The following is a 24,568-nucleotide window of genomic DNA, read 5'->3' as shown; positions in this document are numbered from 1 at the left end:
GATGCACTTGAGCATCACATGCCTATTCAGGCAAGCCATCGAGGGCAAACAGGACGACCTCATGCCGGCATTGGCTGTCCATAACGTACGGATACATTCCAATTGGAGCACTGCATGATCGACCTGTATTACTGGACCACCCCCAACGGCCACAAGATCACCCTGTTCCTCGAAGAGGCCGGCCTGCCCTACACCCTGCACCCGGTGAACATCGGCCTGGGTGAACAGTTCAAGCCCGAGTTCCTGAAGATCGCCCCGAACAACCGCATTCCGGCCATCGTCGATCCGCAACCTGCCGATGGCGGCCAGCCGCTGTCGCTGTTCGAGTCAGGCGCGATCCTCCTCTACCTTGCGGAAAAGACCGGCCAGTTCCTGCCCCAGGATCTGCGCGGGCGCCAGGAAACCCTGCAATGGCTGTTCTGGCAGATGGGCGGGCTGGGACCGATGGCCGGGCAGAATCATCATTTCAGCCACGCCGCCCCGGAAAAAGTCCCCTACGCCATCAAGCGCTACGTGGATGAGACTGCGCGCCTGTACGGCGTGCTGGACCGACGCCTGGCGGACCGCGCGTTCGTCGCGGGCAGCACCTACAGCATTGCCGACATGGCGATCTACCCCTGGATCGCTTCGTACAAGAAGCAGAGCCAGAAACTCGAGGACTTCCCGCACCTGCATCGCTGGTTCAACAGCATCCAGGCCCGACCGGCCACTGAACGGGCCTATGCCCTGGTCGAGCAGGTCAATCCCGCCATCTGAACCTCGCCTTGCGGGAGCCGACTTGCCAGCGAAGGCGTCCGCAAGCTCCAAGGCCAGGCGCCAGGACCTGTTCGCCCACTAGCCGGCTCCTGTGTGCTTTGGCCGCGGCCGAAGGGCCGGCGATGGCTATTTGCTGCGCCTTCAAGAAATACCTCCCGCCCCCGCTTGCGCGGCACTCGCCTGCTCACTAACGTAGCGCCTTTATCGACGTTACCCCCCGCAGGAGCTTGACCATGGCCTCGCCAGCCCTTTCACATTTTCTTCCCCGGCTCGGCGTTGCCGCGGCTGTGGCCGGTGCCCTGAGCCTGGCCGGTTGCCAATCCTGGAACTCGCAGAACAGCCTGCCCCCGACCTCTGGCGTGCAGCCCCTCAAGGGCCTGGCCCAGAACGTCTCCGTGCGCCGCAACGCCGTGGGCGTGCCGCTGATCGAAAGCAATAGTTTCCATGACGCGCTGTTCACCCTGGGCTACGTGCATGCCAGCGACCGCATCGGCGAAATGGTCACCCTGCGCCTGCTGGCCCAGGGCCGCCTGGCAGAGATGTCCGGCGCCGAGGCGCTGGATGTCGACCGCCTGATGCGCGCGGTAAACCTGAAGAAAAGCGCCGACGAGCTGTACAAGGCCTCATCGCCACGGATCAAGCGCTTCTTCGAGGTCTACGCCCGGGGGGTCAACGCCTACCTGTTCCGCTACCGCGACAAGCTGCCGCCAGACCTCGCCGCCCGTGGCTACATTCCTGAATACTGGAAGGCCGAAGACTCGGCACTGATCTTCTGCCTGCTGAATTTCGGCCAGTCGGCCAATCTGCTGGAAGAGATCAACAGCCTGGTACTGGCGCAAAGGGTCGGCAGCGACAAACTGCCCTGGCTGACCCCGAGCTACCCCGATGAGCCGCTGCCCATGGCCGAGGCCGACAAGCTCAAGGGGCTGGCATTGTATGTGCCGGGTTTGAGCGAGCTCAGCCTGGCCGCCAAGCAGATGTCGACCCTCAACTCACTGGGCGTCACCGCCGCCAGCAACCTGGCCGTCGCCCCGCAGCGCGCTCGCAGCGGTCGCAGCCTGCTAGCCAGCGACAGCCAGATCGGTGCCTGGTACTACGTACAGATCCGCGCACCGAAATATCAGGCGGCCGGGGCCTCGATCGCCGGTTTACCGGCCATTCTGCAAGGGTTCAACGGCAAGCTGGCCTGGAGCATGAGCTCGGCGATGGGCGACAACCAGGACCTGTTCCTGGAAAAACTCAAGCGCCAGGGCAATGCCCTGTACTACCAGAACAACGGAAAATGGCAGCCGGTCATCGTTCGCAACGAGACCTACTTCGTCAAAGGCCAGCGGCCGATTCGCGAAGCCGTGTACGAAACCCGCCACGGTCCGCTGCTCAACAGCGCCCTGGGGATCAACGCCAACAATGCCCTGGACAGTGGCTACGGCGTGGCGCTGCAAATGCCGGAGCTCAAGGACGACAAGAGCCTGGATGCGTTCTTCGATCTGTCACGGGCACAGAATGTGGAGAAAGCCTCCGACGCCAGCCGCGAGATTCGCGCTATTGCCCTGAATATGGTCTATGCCGATGCCAGCAACATCGGCTGGCAGGTCACCGGACGCTTCCCCAACCGCCGCGAAGGCGAAGGCCTGCTGCCGTCTCCCGGCTGGGACGGACGCTATGACTGGGATGGCTATGCCGATCCGATGCTCCACCCTTATGACCAGGACCCGCCCCAAGGCTGGATCGCCACCGCCAATCAGCGGGTCATCTCCCGCGGTTACGGCATGCAGTTGTCCAACTCCTGGGAGGCGCCGGAGCGGGCCGAGCGCATCGGGCAATTGCTGTCTGGCGGCAAGCAGGACAACCGCAGCCTGATTGCCCTGCAGTACGACCAGACCACCCTGTTCGCGGCCAAGTTGAAAAAGATGTTCGAGGCGCCGGGCATGGCCCAGCCGCTGAAAAACGCCATTGACACCCTGCCCGAGGCAGACCGCGCCAAGGCCCGGGAAGCCTACAGCCGGCTGATGGCGTTCGACGGCAAGCTCACTGCCGGCTCTGCCGACGCCGCGCTCTACGAACTGTTCCTCCAGGAAAGCGCCAAGCAGACCTTCCTCAAACAGCTCGGTCCGGAGCCCGGCGTTGCCTGGCAGGCGTTCGTTGCCAATGCGGGCCTGTCCTATTCGGCCCAGGCCGACCATCTTCTGAGCCGCGAAGACAGCCCGTTCTGGGGCGACGCGCGGAACGGGCAAAAAGAGGACAAGCCAGCCATTATCGCCCGCAGCCTGGCGGCGGCCATCAGTTCAGGCGAGCAACTGCTGGGCACGGACCGCAAGGCCTGGCAGTGGGGCAAGTTGCACAGCTACCGTTGGACCAACAACAGTGGCCAGGCGATACGCGGTCCCTTGCAGGCCGGTGGCGACCAGAACACCGTCAACAGCGCCGGCTATCGCTGGGGACAGGACTTTGCCATCACCACGACCCCGGCCCTGCGTTTCGTCGTCGACTTCGCGCTGAGCGAGCCGTTGATGGGCCTCAACAGCAGTGGCCAATCCAGCAACCCGGTGAGCCCGAACTACGCCAATGGCATCGACGGCTGGCTCAAGGCCCAGTACCTGAGCTTCCCGATGCAACCGCAAAACTTTGAACGCAGCTACGGCAAGACCCGTCTGACCCTGGTCCCGGGCAAGTAAGCGCCTGGCCCAGCCACCCGCTTGCCCATCCGGTGCAAGCGGGCCTGCCCCAAAACGAACAGCCCGCCCCCGCCGAGGGCATGACGCGCCAGCGTGATGCCCAAGCCAGCGCCTCCCGCGATCAACCGCGCACCTTGCACCTTATTGGCGCCCGCCCCAAAACACGCCCCACTTGAGCGCACGCCGCCCCTTACACCGACACCTGCCAACGGTTTTAAAACACTTGTTCGGGACTCTGGTTCGGAAATTGCTACTTTCAATATGTCTTATGCGTTCCAGTAACAGTACTCATGCGCCACAAGCGCTCATATTGGTTCTTAGGGATTGAATAATGAAAAAAGCATTGCTGACCCTTTCTGCACTGGCTCTTTGCATGGCCGCCGGCTCCGCGCTGGCCAAGGAATACAAGGAACTGCGCTTTGGCGTCGACCCGTCCTATGCCCCCTTCGAATCCAAGGCCGCCGACGGCAGCCTGGTGGGCTTCGACATCGACCTGGGCAACGCCATCTGCGCCGAGCTGAAGGTCAAGTGCAAATGGGTCGAAAGTGACTTCGACGGCATGATTCCCGGCCTCAAGGCCAATAAGTTCGACGGTGTGATCTCTTCCATGACCGTTACCCCGGCCCGTGAAAAAGTCATCGACTTCTCCAACGAGCTGTTCTCCGGCCCCACCTCGTTCGTGTTCAAGAAGGGCTCGGGCCTGAGCGCGGACACCGCCACGCTCAAGGGCAAGACCGTCGGCTACGAGCAGGGCACCATTCAGGAAGCCTATGCCAAGGCCGTGCTGGACAAGGCCGGGGTCAAGACCCAGGCCTATCAGAACCAGGACCAGGTCTACGCCGACCTGACCTCCGGGCGCCTGGACGCCTCGATTCAGGACATGCTGCAAGCCGAGCTGGGCTTCCTCAAATCGCCACAGGGCGCGGACTACGAAGTCAGCAAGCCGGTGGAAGACCCCTTGCTGCCGGCCAAGACCGCCGTCGGTATCTCGAAAGGTAACAAAGAGCTGAAAGCGCTCCTGGATAAAGGTATCAAAGCGTTACACGATGATGGCACCTACGCCACCATCCAGAAAAAACACTTCGGTGACCTGAACCTCTACAGCGGTAAATAACCTGTCGGCGCCCATCCTCGATGGGCGCCTTTTTTATCGCTACGGGTCACTGATCGATGCTCGAAGAACTTCTAAAAAACCTGGGGCTTTCCGCATTCAGCCTGAAGGGTTTCGGCCCCCTGCTGCTGGAAGGCACCTGGATGACCATCAAATTGTCGGTGTTGTCGCTTCTGGTCAGCGTCCTGCTCGGCCTGATCGGCGCCAGCGCCAAACTCTCCAGCATGGCCTTGCTACGGATTCCGGCCCAGCTCTACACCACCCTGATCCGCGGCGTGCCGGACCTGGTGCTGATGCTGCTGATTTTCTACAGCCTGCAGACCTGGCTGACCTCCTTCACCGACTTCATGGAGTGGGAATACATCGAGATCAACCCCTTCAGCGCCGGGGTGATCACCCTCGGCTTCATCTATGGCGCCTATTTCACCGAAACCTTTCGCGGGGCGATCCTTGCCGTGCCCCGGGGCCAGGTGGAAGCGGCCACTGCCTATGGCCTGAAACGCGGTCAGCGCTTTCGCTTCGTGGTCTTCCCGCAGATGATGCGCTTCGCCCTGCCGGGCATCGGCAACAACTGGATGGTGATGCTCAAGGCCACGGCCCTGGTATCGATCATCGGCCTGGCCGATCTGGTCAAGGCCGCCCAGGACGCCGGCAAGAGCACCTATCAGCTGTTCTACTTTCTGGTCCTGGCGGCGCTGATCTATCTGCTGATCACCAGTGCCTCCAACTTTGTCCTGCGCAAGCTTGAACGGCGTTACGCCGCCGGCGCCCGGGAGGCCGTGCGATGATCGAACTCCTGCAGGAATACTGGCGTCCCTTCCTCTACAGCGACGGTTACCACATGACCGGGCTGGCCATGACCATGTGGCTGCTCACGGCGTCGATCTGCATCGGTTTCCTGGTGTCGATCCCGCTGTCCATCGCCCGGGTTTCGCCCAAGCGCTACATCCGCTGGCCAGTGCAGTTCTACACCTACCTGTTTCGCGGCACGCCGCTCTATATCCAGCTGCTGATCTGCTACACCGGGATCTACAGCATCGCCGCGATCCGCGCGCAACCGCTGCTGGATGCGTTCTTTCGTGACGCGATGAACTGCACCATCCTCGCCTTCGCCCTGAATACCTGCGCCTACACCACGGAGATTTTCGCCGGGGCCATTCGCAGCATGGCCCACGGCGAAGTCGAAGCGGCCAAGGCCTACGGCCTGAGCGGCTGGAAGCTGTATGCCTACGTGATCATGCCCTCGGCCCTGCGCCGCTCGCTGCCTTACTACAGCAACGAAGTGATCCTGATGCTGCACTCCACCACGGTGGCCTTTACCGCGACCATTCCCGACATTCTGAAAATCGCCCGGGACGCCAACTCGGCGACCTTCCTGACCTTTCAGTCGTTCGGCATCGCCGCCCTCATCTACCTGTGCGTGACCTTCACCCTGGTGGGCCTGTTCCGTCTCGCCGAGCGCCGCTGGCTGGCCTTCCTCGGACCGACCCACTAGGACTTGCAGCAGGAATAACCGTCAATGCGCCACGAGATCCACGACCTGCTCGCCCCCTTGCCGGGCACCGCGCGCCAGGTCCACAGCTTTCATTTCGGCCCCACCCAGGCCGCGGGCAAGATCTACATCCAGTCGTCCCTGCATGCCGATGAGTTGCCCGGCATGCTGGTGGCCTGGCACCTCAAGCAGCGCCTGACGGAACTGGAAGCCGAAGGTCGCCTGCGGCATGAAATCGTTCTGGTGCCGGTGGCCAACCCGGTAGGCCTGGAGCAGATACTGATGGACGTGCCCCTGGGTCGCTATCAGTTGGAGAGCGGGCAGAACTTCAATCGCGGCTTCGTCGATCTCAGCGAAGAGGTGGGCAACGCCGTCGAAGGACTGCTCAATCACGACCCCCGGCACAACCTCGATCTGGTGCGTCGGCACCTGGCCGACGCCCTGGCCCGGCAACGCCCCGAGACACAACTGCAATCCCTGCGCTTGACCCTGCAACGGCTGGCCTGCGACGCCGACATGGTGCTGGACCTGCATTGCGACTTCGAAGCCGTGGCGCACCTGTACACCACCCCCGAAGCCTGGCCGCAGGTCGAGCCCCTGGCCCGCTACATCGGCGCCGAAGCCTGCCTGCTGGCCACCGACTCGGCGGCCTGGTCGTTCGATGAGTGCTTCAGCCTGCTGTGGTGGCAACTGCAACAGCGCTTCGGCGAGCGCTTTGCCATTCCCACCGGCAGCTTCGCGGTCACCGTCGAACTGCGCGGCCAGGGCGACGTCAATCATGGCCTGGCCCGTCTCGACTGCCAGGCCATGCTCGATTACCTGACCCATTTCGGTGCCATCGCCGCCGAGGCGCCGCCCTTGCCTGAACTGCCCTTCCCGGCCACGCCGCTGGCGGGAGTGGAACCGGTAGCAACGCCGGTGGGCGGGCTGCTGGTGTTCACCGCACTGCCGGGGGAATACCTGCAAGCCGGACAGCAGGTGGCTGAAATCATCGACCCGATCCACGACCGGGTCACCCCTATCCATTGCAACAACGCCGGGCTCCTGTATGCCCGCTCGCTGCGGCGCATGGCCACCGCCGGCATGGTGATCGCCCATGTCGCCGGCCGCGAAGCCTATCGCAGCGGCTATCTACTTTCGCCTTGAGGATGCAAGCCCCATGTACAAATTGACCGTTGAAGGCCTGCATAAATGCTATGGCGACAATGAAGTGCTCAAAGGTGTGTCTCTCAAGGCCAAGACCGGCGACGTGATCAGCCTGATCGGCGCCAGTGGCTCGGGCAAAAGCACCTTTCTACGTTGCATCAACTTTCTCGAAACCCCGGACGACGGCGCCATGAGCCTGGATGGCCAGCAGATCCGCATGGTCAGCGACCGTCACGGCATGCACGTGGCCGATCCTGCCGAGTTGCAGCGGATCCGCACGCGCCTGGCGATGGTGTTCCAGCATTTCAACCTGTGGAGCCACATGACCGTGCTGGAAAACATCACCATGGCCCCGCGCCGGGTGCTGGGGATCAGCACCAAGGACGCCGAAGAGCGGGCCCGGCGCTACCTGGACAAGGTCGGTCTGCCGGCCCGCGTCGCCGGCCAGTACCCGGCGTTCCTGTCCGGCGGCCAGCAGCAGCGGGTGGCCATCGCCCGGGCATTGGCCATGGAGCCGGAAGTCATGCTGTTCGACGAACCGACCTCGGCCCTGGACCCGGAACTGGTGGGCGAGGTGCTCAAGGTGATCCAGGGCCTGGCCGAAGAAGGCCGGACCATGATCATGGTCACCCACGAAATGAGCTTTGCGCGCAAGGTGTCGAGCCAGGTGCTGTTTCTGCACAAGGGCCTGGTGGAAGAAGAAGGCGCCCCGGAGGACGTGCTGGGCAACCCGAAAAGCGAGCGCCTGCAGCAGTTCCTCAGTGGCAATCTGAAGTAGCGACCCGCTACGACGCTCCCGTCCGCACCGGCTTGCCGCGGGCGGGGCGTCGAGCGGCGACGGGCCGGCTCAGGCCACGGGTGCGGGTGGCGGCTCGTCGGGCAAGGTGGGCTCGCCTGGTTCCTGGGGGTCAAGGGGTTGCGGGGTATCCGGGTCAGGCTGACCGGGAATGCCACCCGCCATCTCGGCGGACGGATGGGCCAGTAGGGTCCAGGCCAAGAGCCCGACCTGATTGGGTTCCAGCTGGGCCAAGGTGGCGCTGATTCGCGGATCTATCTTCATAGGGCACTCCTGAGCTGGGCCCGGCATGCCTTGCGCATACCGGAAATACACCCAATAGAGTGTGGGTCCGCTCAGGAATTCCCGCTGTCTGTCAGACGGACGTACTCAGGTGCGCGGCAGGGTGACGCCACGTTGGCCCTGGTATTTGCCGCCCCGGTCCTTGTAGGACACTTCGCACTCTTCATCGGACTCCAGGAACAGCATCTGCGCCACGCCTTCGTTGGCGTAGATCTTCGCCGGCAAGGTGGTGGTGTTGGAGAACTCCAGGGTCACGTGGCCTTCCCACTCAGGTTCCAGCGGGGTCACGTTGACGATGATGCCGCAACGGGCATAGGTGCTCTTGCCCAGGCAGATGGTCAGCACGTTGCGCGGAATGCGGAAGTACTCGACGGTACGCGCCAGGGCAAAGGAGTTCGGCGGGATGATGCAGACGTCGCTCTTGATGTCGACGAAGCTCTTTTCATCGAAGTTCTTCGGATCGACGGTGGCCGAATTGATGTTGGTGAACACCTTGAATTCATCGGCGCAGCGCACGTCGTAGCCGTAGCTCGACACCCCGAAGGAGATCAGCCGATCCGGGCCTTCGCCACGCATCTGGCGCTCTACGAAGGGCTCGATCATGCCGTGCTCTTGCGCCATGCGGCGAATCCACTTGTCCGATTTGATGCTCATGGCGGGTGTCCTGAAATAGCGAGGTGAAAAAAAACGGTCAGGCATCTTACCGGGGCGCGGGGTCGGGTTCAAAGTCCGGGGCGTTTTTCTCGCCCGACTCCACGATTTTCAAGGGCTCGGCGACGAACGACGGGCCGTCAGTCACGAAAACCGAGAAACCTTGGCCCTAGCCATTGGCACGTTCAGGAAAAAGGGTTAAGGTGGCGCCACTGTGCTGCTTGTGTCACTGAGAATCTCTACACGATGTTGAATTTCGATCCAACCATCTCCAAGAATTTTTCCTGCTCTTTGCACTCAGTCTCGGCCAGGGCTTTTCCTGAGTCGCAGTTAACTTTGTCCAAGGAGATACACCATGTCTAATCGCCAAACCGGTACCGTTAAGTGGTTCAACGATGAAAAAGGCTTCGGCTTCATCACTCCACAATCCGGTGACGACCTGTTCGTACACTTCAAAGCTATCCAATCCGACGGCTTCAAAAGCCTGAAAGAAGGCCAACAGGTTTCTTTCATCGCTACCCGCGGTCAGAAAGGCATGCAAGCTGAAGAAGTACAAGTTATCTAACTTGTACTGATCCAGTAAAAAAGCCCCGCCCTCAACAGCGGGGCTTTTTTGTGCCCGGTGTTTTTGTCGGCGCCTTTTACTGAAAAGGCGCCCGGGCCGCTCCGGTTTACCAGGCCACGCCAAAGCCCACTGTGTAGCGGGTCTTGTCCAGATCGCTGTCTTTGGTGCCGCGAATCAGGTCCTTTTCCGCCTTCAGGTTCAGCGACGCCCAGTCGGTGACCTTGTAGCGCAACCCCATCTCGGCATCCAGCGCATAGTCGGCCACCCCGGAAAGCGGTCGCCCGACTTCGCCATTGGTGAAGAACTCCACCCGTTTACCGATCAGATAGCGGTTGTAGTCCCACTTCATTGCCAGGGAATAGAAGTTGTCCCTGCCGCCTTCGGCGTACTCGTAATCTGTACGGTTGAGCAGCGAGCCCAGGGAGAACGCCCCCAATTCATCGTCCCAGAACTGGTAGCCAGGGCCGGTACCCACGACCCGCTGCCGCTCCAGCTCCTCGACCTTGTCACGCTTGTAGGTCAGGCGCCCTTCCCAGAACCATTTTTCACTGATGAAACGGTCCAGGGCATATTCGGCACTCCAGTTGTCCGTGGTCACCACATGATCCTGGAACTCACGGTTGTACTCACCCTGCGCATTGTGGCGCCAAGCCCCATGGCGCGCCGACGTCTTGAAGTCGATGTCGTAGTCATCGGTATCCTTCTCCGCACGCTTGTAGTCCATGGCGACATCGACATTGCCCTTCCAGACCATGTCCTCCACCAGCGGCCTGGGCTTCATGATCTGCTGGATACTCGCCAGCTCCACCGTCTTGGGCGCTTCACCGTTGGCGAGAATGACCTTGCCCTCCTCCGCCGCCTGCAACGACTTAGTCTTCTCGCCGATGTAGGCATCCTGCTTGACCAACAGCTCCTGGTCGCTTTCCAGGGTCTTGACCTGTTTCCAGTCGATGGAAATAGCGCCGCCATAGTCGGTCTGGAGCAACAGCTTGCCGCCGTCGAAAACCTTGATCTTGCCGCTCAGGCGATCACCGTTCTTCAACCAGACGGTATCGGCCAGGACAGGCGTGGAGGCGCTGAGCACCGCGAAACACAACAACGTTTTAGGCAACATAGGTAATACAGGGCTCGATCTTGCGAAAAAAAACGGCATTATTCCTGCTGAACACGCCTTAGTCAGGACTGACCCGGGTATTGAGAGTGAGTTCAATATGCATCCCCCCCTCATCCCCTGAACCGACCAACGCCTCTTCATTGATCTGGAACCGCGAATGTGACCGAACACGGCGACGCCCCGCAGGACCCGGCGCAAATCCGACGCACGGCGCTGTACCTGACCCTAGCCCAGGTTCCCGCAGGCAAGGTGGTGAGCTACGGCCAACTGGCAGAAATGGCCGGCCTGGGCCGCGCCGCGCGCTGGGTTGGCCGCACCCTCAGCCAGTTGCCGGCCGACACCCGCCTGCCGTGGCACCGGGTACTGGCCGCCGGCGGCCGCATCAGCCTGCCGGCCGGCAGCCCGTCAGGCGATGAGCAGCGCGCCAGACTGCGCGGCGAAGGCATCACTATCCGGAATAATCGCGTGGATATTCAGCGCCATGGCTGGCGCCCGGTAGAGCACAGCGGTTAGAGTGCGCGCTTTGTTTCCGTAATCTGAGGCAGACTTCAGCCCATGCCCCGTAAAACCTGGCGCGCCGCACTTGCCGCCTATGCCAGCCCCTCGACGCTCGTGCTGTTGCTGCTTGGTTTCGCTGCCGGCATGCCTTACATGCTGGTGTTCTCGACTCTCTCGGTGTGGTTGCGCGAGGCCGGTGTGGCCCGCGAAACCATCGGTTACGCCAGCCTGATCGGTTTGGCCTATGCCTTTAAATGGGTATGGTCCCCGCTGCTTGACCAATGGCGCCTGCCAATACTGGGCAAGCTCGGCCGACGCCGCTCCTGGCTGGTACTGGCCCAGACCCTGGTGATTCTCGGCCTGATCGGCATGGGCTTCTGTGACCCGCAAAAACATCTGTCCTGGCTGATCGCCATTGCCGTGATCGTGGCCTTTGCCTCGGCGACCCAGGACATCGCCATCGACGCCTACCGCCTGGAAATCGCCGACGACAGCCGCCAGGCCGCCCTGGCCGCCAGCTACATGTCCGGCTATCGGGTAGCGGTGCTGCTAGCGACCGCCGGCGCCCTGTTCTTTGCCGAAGGCTTCGGCTCCACCGGCTTCAGCTACAAGCATTCAGCCTGGACCGGCACCTACGTGCTGTTCGGCGTGCTGATGATTCCCGCGCTGATCACCACCCTGCTGATGCGTGAGCCCGCCGTGCCACTGCGCACCCAACTCTCCGCGGGACGCTACAGCTTCGCTCACCAGCTGATCTCGGTATTCGTCCTGATCGTGCTGCTGGTTTCGGTGCCCGCCACCTTCACCCAGCTCTACAACACCGACTTCGCCAGCGTGATCTTCGATGGCATGAGCCTTTTGGACCTGCTGCTGGAAGACCGGGCGTTCCTGCGGGCCATCCTCTATATCACCCTCACCGCCCTATGCCTGTCGGCCATGGGCCGCCGGGGCCTGGCGCCGGTGCTGACGCCGGTCAACGACTTCATCCTGCGCTATCGCTGGCAAGCCTTCCTGCTGCTGGGGCTCATCGCCACCTATCGCATGTCGGACACGGTCATGGGCGTCATGGCCAACGTGTTCTATATCGACCAGGGCTTCACCAAGGACCAGATCGCCGGGGTCAGCAAGATCTTCGGCCTGATCATGACCCTGCTCGGGGCCGGTATGGGCGGCCTGCTGATCGTGCGCTTCGGCATCCTGCCGATCCTGTTCATCGGTGGCGCCGCCTCCGCCGCCACCAACCTGCTGTTCCTCATGCTCGCCGACATGGGCCCGAACCTGGAAATGCTGATTGTCACCATTTCCCTGGACAACTTCAGTTCGGGCATGGCCACTTCGGCTTTCGTCGCCTACCTGTCGAGCCTGACCAACCTCAAGTTCTCCGCCACCCAGTACGCCCTGCTCAGCTCGATCATGCTGTTGCTGCCGCGCCTGATCGGCGGCTATTCCGGGGTCATGGTGGAGAAGTTCGGCTACCACGACTTCTTCCTCATCACCGCGATACTCGGGGTCCCGACGCTGATCCTGATCGCCCTGCACTGGTTCCAGGAGAGCCGCCGCGCCGGGCCCAAACCCGAGCCGGAGCACCCCGCCAATGGCACCGCCGTGAGCGAAGAATCCTAGAAAATCCCGGGAGTTACGGGCCGTTCCCCGTCGCTCCCCGCCCTTCCAAGCGCAATCCTGTACGCCAGCGGAACTCGCCCGTACAATGCTCCGTCACTTCCAGTCTTCAGCAACCGACAACGGCCTACCATGCGTACCAGTCAATATTTGCTCGCCACACAGAAAGAAACGCCTTCCGACGCGGTCGTGATCAGCCATCAGCTGATGCTGCGCGCCGGCATGATCCGTAAACTGGCTTCCGGCCTGTACACCTGGCTGCCGATGGGCTTGCGGGTGATGCGCAAGGTTGAAGCCATCGTTCGCGAAGAAATGAACGCCGCGGGCGCGCTTGAAGTGTTGATGCCGAGCACTCAGCCGGCTGAGCTGTGGCAGGAATCCGGTCGCTGGGAAGAATACGGCCCTGAGCTGCTGCGCTTCAAAGACCGGCACGGTCGCGATTTCTGCGCCGGTCCGACCCACGAAGAAGTGATCACCGATCTGGCGCGCAACGAGCTGAGCAGCTACAAGCAGCTGCCGCTGAACCTGTACCAGATCCAGACCAAATTCCGCGATGAGATCCGCCCGCGCTTCGGCCTGATGCGCGGTCGCGAGTTCATCATGAAGGACGCCTACTCCTTCCACGCCGACCAGGCGTCCTTGCAGGTCACCTACGACCGCATGCACCAGGCTTATTGCAACGTCTTCACCCGCCTGGGCCTGAAGTTCCGTCCGGTTGAAGCGGACAACGGCTCCATCGGCGGCGCCGGCTCCCACGAATTCCACGTACTGGCCGAGTCCGGCGAAGACGATATCGTCTTCAGCAACGGTTCCGACTACGCCGCGAACATCGAGAAGGCCGAAGCCGTGCCGCGCGAAACCTCGCGCCCGGCGCCGACCGAAGAGATGCGCCTGGTCGACACCCCTGACGCGAAAACCATCGCCCAGCTGGTGGAAGGCTACAACCTGCCGATCGAGAAGACCGTCAAGACCCTGGTGGTGCATGCCGAAGAAGCCGGCAAGCTGATCGCCCTGATCATCCGTGGCGACCACGAACTGAACGAAATCAAGGCCGCCAACCAGCCTGGCGTTGCCAGCCCGCTGGTCATGGCTTCCGAAGCCGAACTGCGTGCCGCCATCGGTGCCGGTGCCGGCTCCCTGGGCCCGGTGAACCTGCCACTGCCAATCATCATCGACCGTTCGGTGGAGCTGATGAGCGACTTCGGCGTCGGCGCCAACATCGACGACAAGCACTACTTCGGCGTCAACTGGGAGCGTGACCTGCCCGTTCCGACCGTGGCCGACCTGCGTAACGTGGTCGCTGGCGACCCGAGCCCGGACGGCAAGGGCACCCTGGAAATCAAGCGCGGTATCGAAGTCGGGCACATCTTCCAGCTGGGCAACAAGTACAGCAAGGCGATGAAGTGCGAAGTGCTGGGCGAGAACGGCAAGCCGGTGACCCTGGAAATGGGCTGCTACGGCATTGGCGTGTCCCGCGTGGTGGCCGCCGCCATCGAACAGAACAACGACGAAAACGGCATCATCTGGAGCGACACCCTGGCGCCGTTCCAGATCGCCCTGGTACCGCTGCGCTACGAAACCGAGCAGGTTCGCGAAGCCACCGACAAACTCTACGCAGAACTGACTGCCGCCGGTTTCGAAGTGCTGCTGGACGATCGCGACAAGAAAACCAGCCCGGGCATCAAGTTCGCGGACATGGAGCTGATCGGCATTCCTCACCGCATCGTGGTCAGCGATCGCGGCCTCGCCGAAGGCAACCTGGAATACAAGAGCCGTACCGAAGCCGAGGCGCAAGCGCTGCCCGTGGCCGACGTTCTGTCCTTCCTCCAAGCCCGTATCCGTCGCTGAAACCAGATAGAGAAGTCATGTTCAAGCGAAACACCTTAAGCCTCGGGGGCGCCGCCTTGTGCGGCGCCCTGCTGGTCAGCGGCTGCGCCAATCAGATGTCGCAACGCAGCGAACACGAGGAACGGATCGAGCGCAAATTGCTCGATCACAGCCTGCAGATCGATGTCGGTGAGCCTAAGGTGCTTGAGCTGCCGCAACGCCGGGTACGTATCCACGAGCAGAAGACCTTCGAAGTCACCGAGTTCGAGGTCACCCGCCGCTACGATCGCTATACGCCCTACCAACCCTGGCGGGAGATTTACGAGATCCCGCTGGGTGCGGTAGCGCTGGTGGCCGGCGTCGGTGCCAACGTGGTCAATGTGTTCGCCCTGGGCAATCTGCCGGACAGCGTCACCAAGGACTGGGTCAGCTATGGCGTGTCGGGGCTCAACCCGTTCATGAACATGCCGTCCCACGGTCGGGCCCAGCAGAACCTGGCAGCCATCGATGAAGTCCAGCGTGACAAGCGCCTGGAGTATTCGAGCCTGCCCTGGAGCGAGCGCCCGGTGCAGGTCAAGGCCGGCAAGCAGACCTACGACATGAGCACCGATCGCAATGGTGTGCTGCGCTTGAACCTGCTGGACGCGCCGTTCTCCGAACAGGACCTGAACCACATCGGCAAGTTGCAGATCAGTGTCGAGGACGCCCAGGACGAAGTGCACTCCGACTCGTCCCTGAGCCTGAGCAGCAGCCTGCGCGGCAAGCTGGTGGAAGCTCACGCCCTGATCTACGACGACCTGGAAGATGACGAAGTGAGCCAATGGGTGCACCGAGTCAAGCGCCTGTCGGAACTGGGCCTGGAAGAAGAAGCCAGCGAACTGGAGCAGAGCCTGATCGAGCTGACCCGCAACGATCCGGAACTGCAGAGCGAGTTTCTCAAGTCCCTGACCAAGAACGCCGGCCGCCTGGTCGCCGACCCCGGCAGCAACTGACACCCCCTGTAGGAGCCGGCTTACCGGCGAAAAGCGCTACCGCGGCTGAATAACAGCCCGGTTCGCTGGCAAGCCAGCGCCTACACTCCGCCCTGGAACAGCTCCAGCTGTTCATGAGCGCCGCGCAGATCCTGCAAACGCACACCAATGCCCAACAGGCGCACCGGCTTGCCGCCCCGCTTGAAGGCCTGGGTCAGCAGTTGCCGATAACTCTCCAGGTCCCGCCCCGCCCCCGCCTGTTCCAGGGTGGTCTGGGTAAAGTCATGGAACTTCACTTTGACGAACGGCTTGCCCGGTCGGTAACTGGCGTCGATACGGGTCATGCGTCCGGCCAGCGTCTCCATCAGCTCCGGCAACTTCTGCAGGCAACTGTCCAGATCCGGCAGATCCACGTCATAGGTGTTTTCCACGCTGATGGACTGGCGCCGACTGTCATTCTGCACCGGCCGCTCGTCGATTCCCCTGGCCAGGCTCCACAGGCGCTCACCGAAACTGCCGAACTCGCGCACCAGCGCCAGCTTGCTCCAGTCGCGCAACTGCAGGCAGTCGACAATCCCCAGGCGACCCAGTTTGTCCGCCGTGACTTTGCCCACCCCATGCAACTTGCTCACCGGCAATTCGGAGACAAAATCCTCCACCTGATCCGGAGTGATGACGAACAGGCCGTTGGGCTTTTTCCAGTCGCTGGCGATCTTGGCCAGAAACTTGTTGGGCGCGACCCCGGCCGAGACGGTGATATGCAACTGATTGGACACCCGCCGCCGAATGTCCTGGGCGATGCGCGTTGCGCTGCCGGCGAAGTTCGGGCTGTCGGAAACATCCAGGTAGGCCTCGTCCAGGGACAAGGGTTCGATCAGATCGGTGTAATCCCGAAAGATCGCATGAATCTCTTTCGACGCCTCGCGGTAGGCATCCATGCGCGGCCGGACGATCACCAGGTCCGGACACAGGGTCAACGCGTGCCGCGACGACATGGCCGAACGCACACCATAGGCCCGCGCCTCATAGTTGCAGGTCGCAATCACCCCCCGCCGATCCGCGGAGCCGCCCACTGCCAGCGGCTTGCTGGCCAGCTGCGGGTCATCGCGCATTTCGATGGCGGCATAGAAGCAATCACAGTCAATGTGGATGATTTTGCGCTGCATCATATAAAGGCAGGGATCATTGAAAGCTGAAGTCGGAATCAAAGCGGGCGATCAGTATCTACCGCCCCCTGTATATAGCACCAGTACCTTGCATCTCGGAGCAATCGGCAAAGCGCCATGAGACATTTATTCTCTCAATGAGCGCCAAGCCTTCCATAGAGCTGCAAGCCACGTTCTACCTGGGCCCAAGCCTCGCCAAACGCTCCTGCGAGCACGCTAAGCGATTGAACAGGAAGCCTTTTTTAAAAATTAATGATTGACAGGCGCCCGCGACGCTGTAGAATCCGCCCACACAGACGCGGGATGGAGCAGTCTGGTAGCTCGTCGGGCTCATAACCCGAAGGTCGTCGGTTCAAATCCGGCTCCCGCAACCAAACATCAAAAAAGGCTACTCGAAAGAGTGGCCTTTTTTGTGCACGTCTGTTTTTCCCTGCCCGTACTCACCAGCAGCGCGGCAAAACTCTTTAGCTGTCGCTGACTTAAGCGGCAGAGTCGGCCATTCGACGTTTATTTGACCTGTCGGACCATTAATGGTTGACACTCAGTCGTTCGCCTGTAGAATGCCGCCACACAGACGCGGGATGGAGCAGTCTGGTAGCTCGTCGGGCTCATAACCCGAAGGTCGTCGGTTCAAATCCGGCTCCCGCAACCAAACATCAAAAAAGGCTACTCGAAAGAGTGGCCTTTTTTGTATCTGTTGAAAAAGTTCTTTCGCAACAATGACCTGAGAAAGTATTGCGAACCGTTAGCGGTGCTTCGACCCTTCAAGACGCGAGCTATGCTCTGTCTCGAGCAACCACCCGGCGGCAAGCGCCCAGGGTCGCCGGGCCACGGTGAGACGCGTTAATATCTGAAACTATTTTTTCTACAGGGATTGGTAACTTGGCTGGATACCCCCATCCTGTCGCGCACAATCCAAGAGGTGATTGATGCGCGCCAACACGTCTGACTCACAAGACAGCGATACCACCGCTACCGCCACTCAACCTGTGACAGCCACTCGCTTGCGCTGGCTGGACCTGTTGAGCAAATACCGCCAGCCCCTGGGCCTGGCCGTAACCCTGTTGCTGTTCGCCATTGCCCTGGTCGCTTGCCGGCATTTGCTCAGCGAGCTGGACTTCTACGCGCTGCACGACTCGATCCTTGAAGTGCCCAAGCCGGCCCTGCTCGGCGCCCTGGGCGCGACCATCGTCGGCTTCATCATTCTGCTGGGCTACGAGTGGTCCGCCAGTCGCTATGCCGGAGTCAACCTGCCCGGTCGCACCCTGGCCCTGGGCGGCTTCACCGCCTTCGCCATCGGCAACGCCATCGGCCTGTCGCTGCTGTCCGGCGGCTCGGTGCGTTATCGCCTGTATGCACGCCACGGGCTGGGGGCCTCAGACGTCGCCCACATGACCCTGTTCGCCAGCCTCTCCCTGGGCTGCGCCTTGCCACCGCTGGCGGCCCTGGCCACCCTGAGCAACCTGCCGGCCGCTTCGGCGGCCCTGCGCATGCCAGAGAGCCTGTTGGCCGGCATCGCCCTGGCCATCCTGCTGCTGGGCGCGGTACTGGCCGTCGGCATCTATCGCCGGCGCCTGCCGGAGCAACCCCTGCGCGACAACCTGCTGGTCCGGGTCGGACGCCGCACCCTGCGCCTGCCAGGTCGCCGCCTGACCTTCCTGCAACTGATCATCACCGCCCTGGACGTCGCCGCAGCCGCCACCGTGCTCTACCTGCTGCTGCCCGAAGCACCGCCCTTCGGCGCCTTCCTGCTGGTCTACCTGCTGGCCCTGGCAGCGGGCGTACTGAGCCATGTGCCCGGCGGCGTCGGGGTGTTCGAAGCCATCCTGCTGGCAGCCTTCGCCGACAAGCTCGGCGCCGCGCCCCTGGCCGCCGCACTGCTGCTGTACCGCCTGATCTACGTGGTGCTGCCGATGCTGGCGGCCTGCGTCCTGCTGCTGATCAACGAAGCCCAGCGCCTGTTCCAGACCCGGCAATCGCTGCGGGTGGCTTCCGGCCTGGCGGCACCGATCCTGGCGGTGCTGGTGTTTCTTTCCGGCGTGGTGCTGCTGTTCTCCGGCGCCACCCCGGAAATCGACACCCGCCTGCAACACATCGGCTTTCTCATTCCCCATCGCCTGGTGGACGCCTCGCACTTCGGCGCCAGCCTGATCGGCGTGCTCTGCCTGCTACTGGCCCAGGGCCTGCGCCGGCGCCTGTCGGCGGCCTGGATGCTCACCACCATTCTGCTGCTGGTGGGCGCCCTGCTCTCGCTGCTCAAAGGCTTCGACTGGGAAGAAGCCTGCCTGATGACCCTCACGGCCAGCCTGCTGGCGGTGTTCCGGCGCTCGTTCTACCGCCCCAGCCGCCTGACCGAACTGCCCTTCTCGCCGCTGTATCTGGTGGCCAGCGTCTGTGTGCTCGGTGCCTCCATCTGGCTGCTGCTGTTCGCCTATCAGGACGTGCCCTACAGCCATCAGCTGTGGTGGCAGTTCACCCTCGACGCCGATGCTCCCCGGGGCCTGCGCTCGCTGCTGGGCGCCGCAGTGCTGTTGCTGGTGGTGTCCCTGACCTGGCTGCTGCGCACCGCGCGCCCGGTGATCCACCTGCCCACCAGCGAAGAGCTGGACAAGGCGGCGCAGATCCTCATGGCCTCCTCCCAACCCGATGGCGGCCTGGCCCTGACCGGTGACAAGGCGCTGCTGTTCCACCCCAACGACGACGCCTTCCTCATGTACGCCCGCCGTGGCCGCAGCCTGGTGGCGCTGTACGACCCCATCGGCCCGACCCAGCAACGCGCGGAAATGATCTGGCAGTTCCGCGACCTGTGCGACGTGCACCATGCACGCCCGGTGTTCTACCAGGTACGGGCGGAAAACCTGCCCTACTACATGGACATCGGCCTGACCGCGATCAAGCTCGGCGAAGAAGCCCGGGTCGATCTCAAGCGCTTTGATCTCGAAGCCAAGGGCAAGGAGATGAAGGACCTGCGCTACACCTGGAACCGCGGCACCCGCGACGGCCTGTCGCTGGAGATCCACGAACCCGGGCAAGCGCCGATGGATGAGCTGAAGGTCATCTCCGATGCCTGGCTGACCGGCAAGAACGTCCGCGAGAAAGGCTTCTCCCTGGGCCGCTTCAGCGACGACTACCTCAAGCACTTCCGTATCGCGATCATCCGTTTTGAAGGGCGCCCGGTGGCCTTCGCCAACCTGCTCGAGACCTACAGCCACGACCTGGCCAGCCTCGACCTGATGCGGGCGCACCCGGACGCGCCGAAGCTGACCATGGAGTTCATGATGGTCGGCCTGATCCAGCACTATAAAAATCATGGATACGCCCGCTTCAGCCTGGGCATGGTGCCGCTGTCCGGCCTGCAACCCCGGCGTGGCGCGCCGTTGACCCAACGCCTGGGCTCGATGGTGTTCCGTCGTGGCGAGCAGCTGTACAACTTCCAGGGCCTGCGCCGCTTCAAAGACAAATTCCAGCCTGACTGGGAACCTCGTTACATGGCCGTGCCGGCAGGTCTGGACCCGCTGGTCGCATTGGCCGACACTGCCGCCCTGATTGCAGGCGGCTTGACTGGATTGGTGAAACGCTAATGATTCGACGCTCTTGGCGGTACCTGCTGGCAACCCTGGTGGTGCTGGCTCTGATTGCAGGTGGCGGCTACTGGTGGTGGAACCGCCCAGCTCCCGAACCCACCCTGGAACAACTGACCCAGGCCGACGGTTCGACCCTGACCCGAGTGACCCCAGGCACCAAGGCCAAGGCCCGAGTGGTGGTGGCGGTGCTGCCTGACGCCACCTTGACCGACAAGCAACTGCTGGCCCTGAGCCGCAGCGGTGCGGCGCAGATCGTCCAGGTGGTCCTGCCCAAGGACGACTGCAAGCTGCAGGAGCAAGCCCTGCAAGACGCCCTGCCCCAGCTCAACGGCCCGGCCACCCTGGTCAGCGGCATCGGCCCGGGCGCCGCCCTGGCCTGGCGCTGGATCGCCTCCCAGAACGACGACAAGGCCCAGGCCGTGTCGGTAGGCTTCACCATCAACCCTGCGCCCGGCTGCACCGATCCACTGCCCAAGACCCTGGCCCACGGCCACTGGCTGGTGGCCTGGAACGACAACCCGGACGACGAAAGTGCCGGGTTCGTGCGTGACACCCCCAACGCCACCACCAGCATCAGCGACTACGACATCCACCTGCCCCAGGTGCTGAACAACGAGCTGCGCAAGCTGCTGGTGGGTTCGGAGAACGGCGGCCTGAGCATCCCCGTGGTGGAAGTCCCGGCCGGCCAGGCCAAGGACACCGTGACCCTGTTCCTCTCCGGCGATGGCGGCTGGCGCGACCTGGACCGCGACGTGGCCGGCGAGATGGCCAAGATCGGCTACCCGGTGGTGGGCATCGACACCCTGCGCTACTACTGGCAGCACAAGACCCCGGAACAGAGCGCCATCGACCTCACCGAGCTGATGCAGCACTACCGGCAGAAGTGGGGCACCAAGCGTTTCGTGCTGACCGGCTACTCCTTCGGCGCCGACGTGCTGCCGGCGATCTACAACCGCCTGCCGGAAGCCGAGCAACAGCGCATCGACGCCATTATTCTGCTGGCCTTCGCCCGCACTGGCAGCTTCGAGATCGAAGTCGAAGGCTGGCTGGGCAACGCTGGCAAGGAAGCCGCCACCGGCCCGGAAATGGCCAAGCTGCCAGCGGCCAAGGTGGTGTGCATCTATGGCGTGGAAGAAGTCGATGAAAGCGGTTGCACCGACAAGACCGCCGTCGGTGAAGCCATGAAGCTGCCAGGGGGCCATCACTTCGATGAGAACTACCCGGCACTGGCCAAGCGCCTGGTGGATGCCATCGAGAAGCGCCAGGTCAAGGATCAGGCCACCGCTCAAGAGTGAGCTGAGCCTCGCCCCATAAAAGCCCCCGCAGCCCTGAAGCTGCGGGGGCTTTTTTACATCAGTTGCCTGAGTTGTCTCGCTGAAAGCGGCGCAATAGCGGATGACTCCCGCCCAGGTTGTAGGCAAACTCCGAGAGTTGTGTAAGAGGTGCGTTTTGGGCACTTTGCTGCCTTGTTGGCCTGCGCTTGCACGGGCTAGGCTCCGGGTGTCGCTGAACTTCAGCAACCGGGCTTGGAAACCCGAAGAGTCTGGGCAACTAGCACCCCATAGTGATTGCAGGCGAATTTAGCACCTGCAATCCATCTGTTATGGCGGCTGTGCGTGGGAGACCTTCGGGTCTGCCGGTTTCCTGGATTCCCGGTTTTCCAACCTGCGTACAGCTGCCACCCATTCGCTTGGAAACGAACGTGGTAGCTCCTCAAATTCAGGAGTTGGACCATGAACAATGCGAACCCGCCTCAACTGTCAGATCTGAAAACTATCGGCTTAAGCACTTTCCTTTACTGCTCGGAACGCCCGCTGTTCCAGGTCAGCCCCGGCCTCCCCATCGGCGACGCCCTGGCCCAAGCCTCCGACCTGCTGTCCCTGGCCAAGGCCTTTGCCGAGGACGCCGCCTACAGCCAGGACAGCGATCGTCACGCCTGGGCCGCGCACTACCTGACCGCCATGGGCAAGGCGGTGGTGGACGATGTGGTGCAGGCGCTCGCCGCGTAAATCTTGCGGTCAGCGGGCTCCGGGAGAAACCGTCCAACCACCAGCATCGATGTCGATGGTCAGTCCGTTATCGCGAGCAAGCTCGCTCCTACAGGGCCGTGAAACGAAAAAGCCCCCGCTGCCGCAAGGCAACGGGGGCTTTTATGGGCTCGGGTTTATATCTCGACCTGGGTGCCCAGTTCGATCACCCGGTTCACCGGCAGCTTGAAGAAGCGCAGGTTGCCGTTGGCGTTCTTCAACATGAAGGCGAACAGCGCTTCGCGCCAGCGGGCCATGCCTTCGAGCTTGGAGGCGATCACCGTCTCGCGGCTGAGGAAGTAGGTGGTGCGCATCGGGCTGAAGTCCAGTTCATCCAGGTGGCACAGCTTCAGGGCTTCCGGCACGTCCGGCTCGTCGGTGAACCCAAAATGCAGGATCACCCGGAAGAAGCCTTCGCCGTAGGCATCCACCTCGAAACGCCGCTGGGCGGGCACCCGGGGAATGTCTTCATAGACCACGGTCAACAGCACCACTTGCTCATGCAACACCTGGTTGTGCAGCAGGTTGTGCAACAGTGCGTGGGGCACGGCGTCCGGCCGTGCAGTGAGGAACACCGCGGTGCCCTGGACCCGATGCGGCGGCTGCACGCGGATGCTGCCGATGAAGATCGGCAGCGGCAGGCCGCCTTCGTCCAGGCGATCCACCAGCAGTTCCTTGCCGCGCTTCCAGGTGGTCATGAGGACGAACAGCACGATCCCCGCCAGCACCGGGAAGGCACCGCCCTGGACGATCTTCGGTACGTTGGCGGCGAAGAACAGCCCGTCCACCAGCAAGAAACCCACCAGGATCGGCACGGTCAGCACCGGTGGCCATTTCCACAGCAGCAGCATCACCGCCGATACCAGGATGCTGGTGATCAGCATGGTCCCGGTCACCGCCACGCCGTAGGCCGAGGCCAGGGCACCGGAGGACTCGAAGCCCAGCACCAGCAGGATCACGCCCACCATCAGCGACCAGTTCACCGCGCCAATGTAGATCTGCCCCTGCTCGGCACTGGAGGTGTGCTGGATGTACATGCGCGGGATGTAGCCCAGTTGGATCGCCTGACGGGTCAGGGAGAAGGCCCCGGAAATCACCGCCTGGGAGGCGATCACCGTGGCCAGGGTCGCCAGCACCACCAGCGGGATCAGGGCCCAGCCCGGCGCCAGCAGGTAGAACGGGTTGCGCGCGGCGTCGGGGTTTTCCAGCAGCAACGCGCCCTGGCCGAAGTAGTTCAGCACCAGGGCCGGCAGCACCAGGGCGAACCAGGCACGGGCAATGGGCTTGCGGCCGAAGTGGCCCATGTCGGCGTACAGGGCCTCGGCGCCGGTCAGCGCCAGCACCACGGCGCCAAGAATGGCCACGCCCATGCCGGGATGGACGATGAAGAAGCGCACGCCCCACACCGGGTTGAGCGCCTGCAGCACTTCCGGGTGCTGGAGAATGCCGTTGACCCCCAAGCCACCCAGCACCAGGAACCAGGCCACCATCACCGGGCCGAACAGCTTGCCAATGCGATCGGTGCCGTGTTTCTGGATCAGAAACAGCCCCACCAGCACCACCAAGGCCATGGGCACCACCCAGTGCTCCAGGCCGCTGAACGCCAGCTCCAGCCCTTCCACCGCCGACAATACCGAGATCGCCGGGGTGATCATGCTGTCGCCATAGAACAAGGCAGCGCCGATCAAGCCGAGGATCACCAGCACCGAACGCAGACGTGGGTAGGAGCCGGCCGCCCGCCGGGCCAGTGCCGTCAGGGCCATGATGCCGCCCTCGCCCTGGTTGTCGGCCCGCAGGATGAACAGCACGTACTTGATCGAAACGACCCAGACCAACGACCAGAAAATCAGCGCCAGGATGCCAAACACCCCATCGTGGTTGACCTGGACGCCATAACTGCCGGAAAACACCTCTTTGAGGGTATAGAGCGGGCTGGTGCCGATATCGCCATACACCACCCCGACCGCTGCCACCAGCATCCCCAGAGGCTTAGCCCCGGAGTGCTCGCCACTCACCGCCTGACCACTTGCCTGACCCATCAATGACTCCTACTACCAAGACCGGGGCTTCTTATATAGAAAGCGCAAGGTTATACAAGGGCTATTCTCTAAACTTGTGCAGTTTCCCATGTAACTTGCAGGTTTTTATTACCACTGGGTACTTAACTAAAGCCGCATGAAAACCACCGGGCATAACGCGAAGAAGCATAGTCCAGCGCTCGTCGTATTTCCCCTGCATAAAGCTGGTCAAGCGCCTCGACCATCGCTAGAATTGCGCACTTTTTGAT

The 24,568-nt window shown here is 62.5% G+C and carries 20 protein-coding genes and 2 tRNA genes; 17 read left to right on the top strand and 5 right to left on the bottom strand.

Annotation, left to right across the window (positions count from 1 at the left end):
- Positions 1 to 114 precede the first annotated feature (114 nt).
- The 7 genes from POS17_RS06435 (at position 115) to POS17_RS06405 (ending at position 7,958) form a co-directional block, all read left to right on the top strand.
- A complete protein-coding gene (locus tag POS17_RS06435) occupies positions 115 to 756 on the top strand; it encodes a glutathione binding-like protein (RefSeq protein ID WP_060837837.1) in 642 nt (213 codons plus the stop codon).
- A 233-nt stretch (positions 757 to 989) separates the two neighbouring features.
- The gene (locus tag POS17_RS06430) at positions 990 to 3,431 is read left to right on the top strand and encodes a penicillin acylase family protein (protein ID WP_060837836.1); all 2,442 of its coding nucleotides are present in this window, start codon (positions 990 to 992) and stop codon (positions 3,429 to 3,431) included.
- A 331-nt stretch (positions 3,432 to 3,762) separates the two neighbouring features.
- Complete coding sequence (locus tag POS17_RS06425) at positions 3,763 to 4,545, top strand: transporter substrate-binding domain-containing protein (protein WP_060837835.1); 783 nt, start codon at positions 3,763 to 3,765, stop codon at positions 4,543 to 4,545.
- Positions 4,546 to 4,601: 56 nt separating this feature from the next.
- On the top strand, positions 4,602 to 5,330 hold the full coding sequence (locus POS17_RS06420) for an ABC transporter permease (protein ID WP_060837834.1): 729 nt from the start codon (positions 4,602 to 4,604) through the stop codon (positions 5,328 to 5,330).
- Positions 5,327 to 6,037 (top strand): ABC transporter permease, encoded by a 711-nt coding sequence (locus POS17_RS06415; RefSeq protein ID WP_016965526.1) that lies wholly within the window; start codon positions 5,327 to 5,329, stop codon positions 6,035 to 6,037. The genes POS17_RS06420 and POS17_RS06415 overlap by 4 nt, the downstream gene beginning before the upstream one ends.
- Positions 6,038 to 6,061: 24 nt before the next feature.
- Positions 6,062 to 7,180 (top strand): succinylglutamate desuccinylase/aspartoacylase family protein, encoded by a 1,119-nt coding sequence (locus tag POS17_RS06410; protein WP_060837833.1) that lies wholly within the window; start codon positions 6,062 to 6,064, stop codon positions 7,178 to 7,180.
- Positions 7,181 to 7,193: 13 nt separating this feature from the next.
- Positions 7,194 to 7,958 carry an ABC transporter ATP-binding protein gene (locus POS17_RS06405; RefSeq protein ID WP_060837832.1) on the top strand — a complete coding sequence of 255 codons (765 nt, stop codon included), beginning with the start codon at positions 7,194 to 7,196 and terminating at the stop codon, positions 7,956 to 7,958.
- 69 nt (positions 7,959 to 8,027) lie between these two features.
- On the opposite strand, the gene POS17_RS06400 is transcribed toward POS17_RS06405, so the two are convergent.
- Together POS17_RS06400 and dcd are read right to left on the bottom strand one after the other, a co-directional pair.
- Positions 8,028 to 8,240: a hypothetical protein gene (locus POS17_RS06400; protein ID WP_060837831.1), complete on the bottom strand. Its 213-nt coding sequence runs from the start codon at positions 8,238 to 8,240 to the stop codon at positions 8,028 to 8,030.
- A 105-nt stretch (positions 8,241 to 8,345) separates the two neighbouring features.
- Positions 8,346 to 8,912, bottom strand: a complete 567-nt coding sequence (gene dcd / locus POS17_RS06395) for a dCTP deaminase (RefSeq protein WP_016965530.1) — start codon at positions 8,910 to 8,912, stop codon at positions 8,346 to 8,348.
- Between the two features lie 352 nt (positions 8,913 to 9,264).
- Between dcd and POS17_RS06390 the strand changes: the two genes are divergently transcribed.
- Positions 9,265 to 9,474, top strand: a complete 210-nt coding sequence (locus tag POS17_RS06390; protein ID WP_002554837.1) for a cold-shock protein — start codon at positions 9,265 to 9,267, stop codon at positions 9,472 to 9,474.
- Between the two features lie 106 nt (positions 9,475 to 9,580).
- Here the strand turns inward: POS17_RS06390 and POS17_RS06385 are convergent, their stop codons facing one another.
- A complete protein-coding gene (locus POS17_RS06385) occupies positions 9,581 to 10,588 on the bottom strand; it encodes a DUF481 domain-containing protein (protein ID WP_060837830.1) in 1,008 nt (335 codons plus the stop codon).
- Between the two features lie 159 nt (positions 10,589 to 10,747).
- Between POS17_RS06385 and POS17_RS06380 the strand changes: the two genes are divergently transcribed.
- The 4 genes from POS17_RS06380 to POS17_RS06365 all read left to right on the top strand — a co-directional run bounded on the left by POS17_RS06380 (position 10,748) and on the right by POS17_RS06365 (position 15,525).
- Positions 10,748 to 11,101 carry an MGMT family protein gene (locus tag POS17_RS06380; RefSeq protein WP_060837829.1) on the top strand — a complete coding sequence of 118 codons (354 nt, stop codon included), beginning with the start codon at positions 10,748 to 10,750 and terminating at the stop codon, positions 11,099 to 11,101.
- Positions 11,102 to 11,143: 42 nt separating this feature from the next.
- A complete protein-coding gene (locus tag POS17_RS06375) occupies positions 11,144 to 12,709 on the top strand; it encodes an AmpG family muropeptide MFS transporter (protein WP_060837828.1) in 1,566 nt (521 codons plus the stop codon).
- 129 nt (positions 12,710 to 12,838) lie between these two features.
- Positions 12,839 to 14,554, top strand: coding sequence for a proline--tRNA ligase (locus POS17_RS06370; RefSeq protein WP_060837827.1), 1,716 nt, complete (start codon positions 12,839 to 12,841; stop codon positions 14,552 to 14,554).
- A 17-nt stretch (positions 14,555 to 14,571) separates the two neighbouring features.
- Positions 14,572 to 15,525 (top strand): hypothetical protein, encoded by a 954-nt coding sequence (locus tag POS17_RS06365; RefSeq protein ID WP_060837826.1) that lies wholly within the window; start codon positions 14,572 to 14,574, stop codon positions 15,523 to 15,525.
- 80 nt (positions 15,526 to 15,605) lie between these two features.
- On the opposite strand, the gene dinB is transcribed toward POS17_RS06365, so the two are convergent.
- Complete coding sequence (gene dinB, locus POS17_RS06360) at positions 15,606 to 16,673, bottom strand: DNA polymerase IV (protein ID WP_060837825.1); 1,068 nt, start codon at positions 16,671 to 16,673, stop codon at positions 15,606 to 15,608.
- A gap of 294 nt (positions 16,674 to 16,967) precedes the next feature.
- Here dinB and POS17_RS06355 point away from each other — a divergent pair.
- From POS17_RS06355 to POS17_RS06335, 5 genes are all read left to right on the top strand, one after another.
- A tRNA-Met gene (locus tag POS17_RS06355) sits at positions 16,968 to 17,044 on the top strand.
- A 201-nt stretch (positions 17,045 to 17,245) separates the two neighbouring features.
- Positions 17,246 to 17,322, top strand: a tRNA-Met gene (locus POS17_RS06350).
- A 277-nt stretch (positions 17,323 to 17,599) separates the two neighbouring features.
- Positions 17,600 to 20,251, top strand: a complete 2,652-nt coding sequence (gene mprF / locus POS17_RS06345) for a bifunctional lysylphosphatidylglycerol flippase/synthetase MprF (RefSeq protein WP_060837824.1) — start codon at positions 17,600 to 17,602, stop codon at positions 20,249 to 20,251.
- The gene (locus POS17_RS06340; RefSeq protein WP_060837823.1) at positions 20,251 to 21,549 is read left to right on the top strand and encodes a virulence factor family protein; all 1,299 of its coding nucleotides are present in this window, start codon (positions 20,251 to 20,253) and stop codon (positions 21,547 to 21,549) included. Before mprF ends, POS17_RS06340 begins: the two co-directional genes overlap by 1 nt.
- A 438-nt stretch (positions 21,550 to 21,987) precedes the next feature.
- Complete coding sequence (locus tag POS17_RS06335) at positions 21,988 to 22,263, top strand: DUF3077 domain-containing protein (RefSeq protein WP_016964747.1); 276 nt, start codon at positions 21,988 to 21,990, stop codon at positions 22,261 to 22,263.
- A gap of 155 nt (positions 22,264 to 22,418) precedes the next feature.
- Here POS17_RS06335 and POS17_RS06330 read toward each other — a convergent pair whose 3' ends face one another.
- Positions 22,419 to 24,260, bottom strand: a complete 1,842-nt coding sequence (locus POS17_RS06330) for a potassium transporter Kup (RefSeq protein WP_375136254.1) — start codon at positions 24,258 to 24,260, stop codon at positions 22,419 to 22,421.
- Positions 24,261 to 24,568 lie beyond the last annotated feature (308 nt).

Origin of the sequence: Pseudomonas sp. Os17, from assembly GCF_001547895.1 — a bacterium.
In the GTDB taxonomy this organism is placed as follows: Bacteria; Pseudomonadota; Gammaproteobacteria; order Pseudomonadales; family Pseudomonadaceae; genus Aquipseudomonas.
Note: the sequence above shows the minus strand (reverse complement) of the source record. Positions and strands in the feature narration are given on the sequence as shown.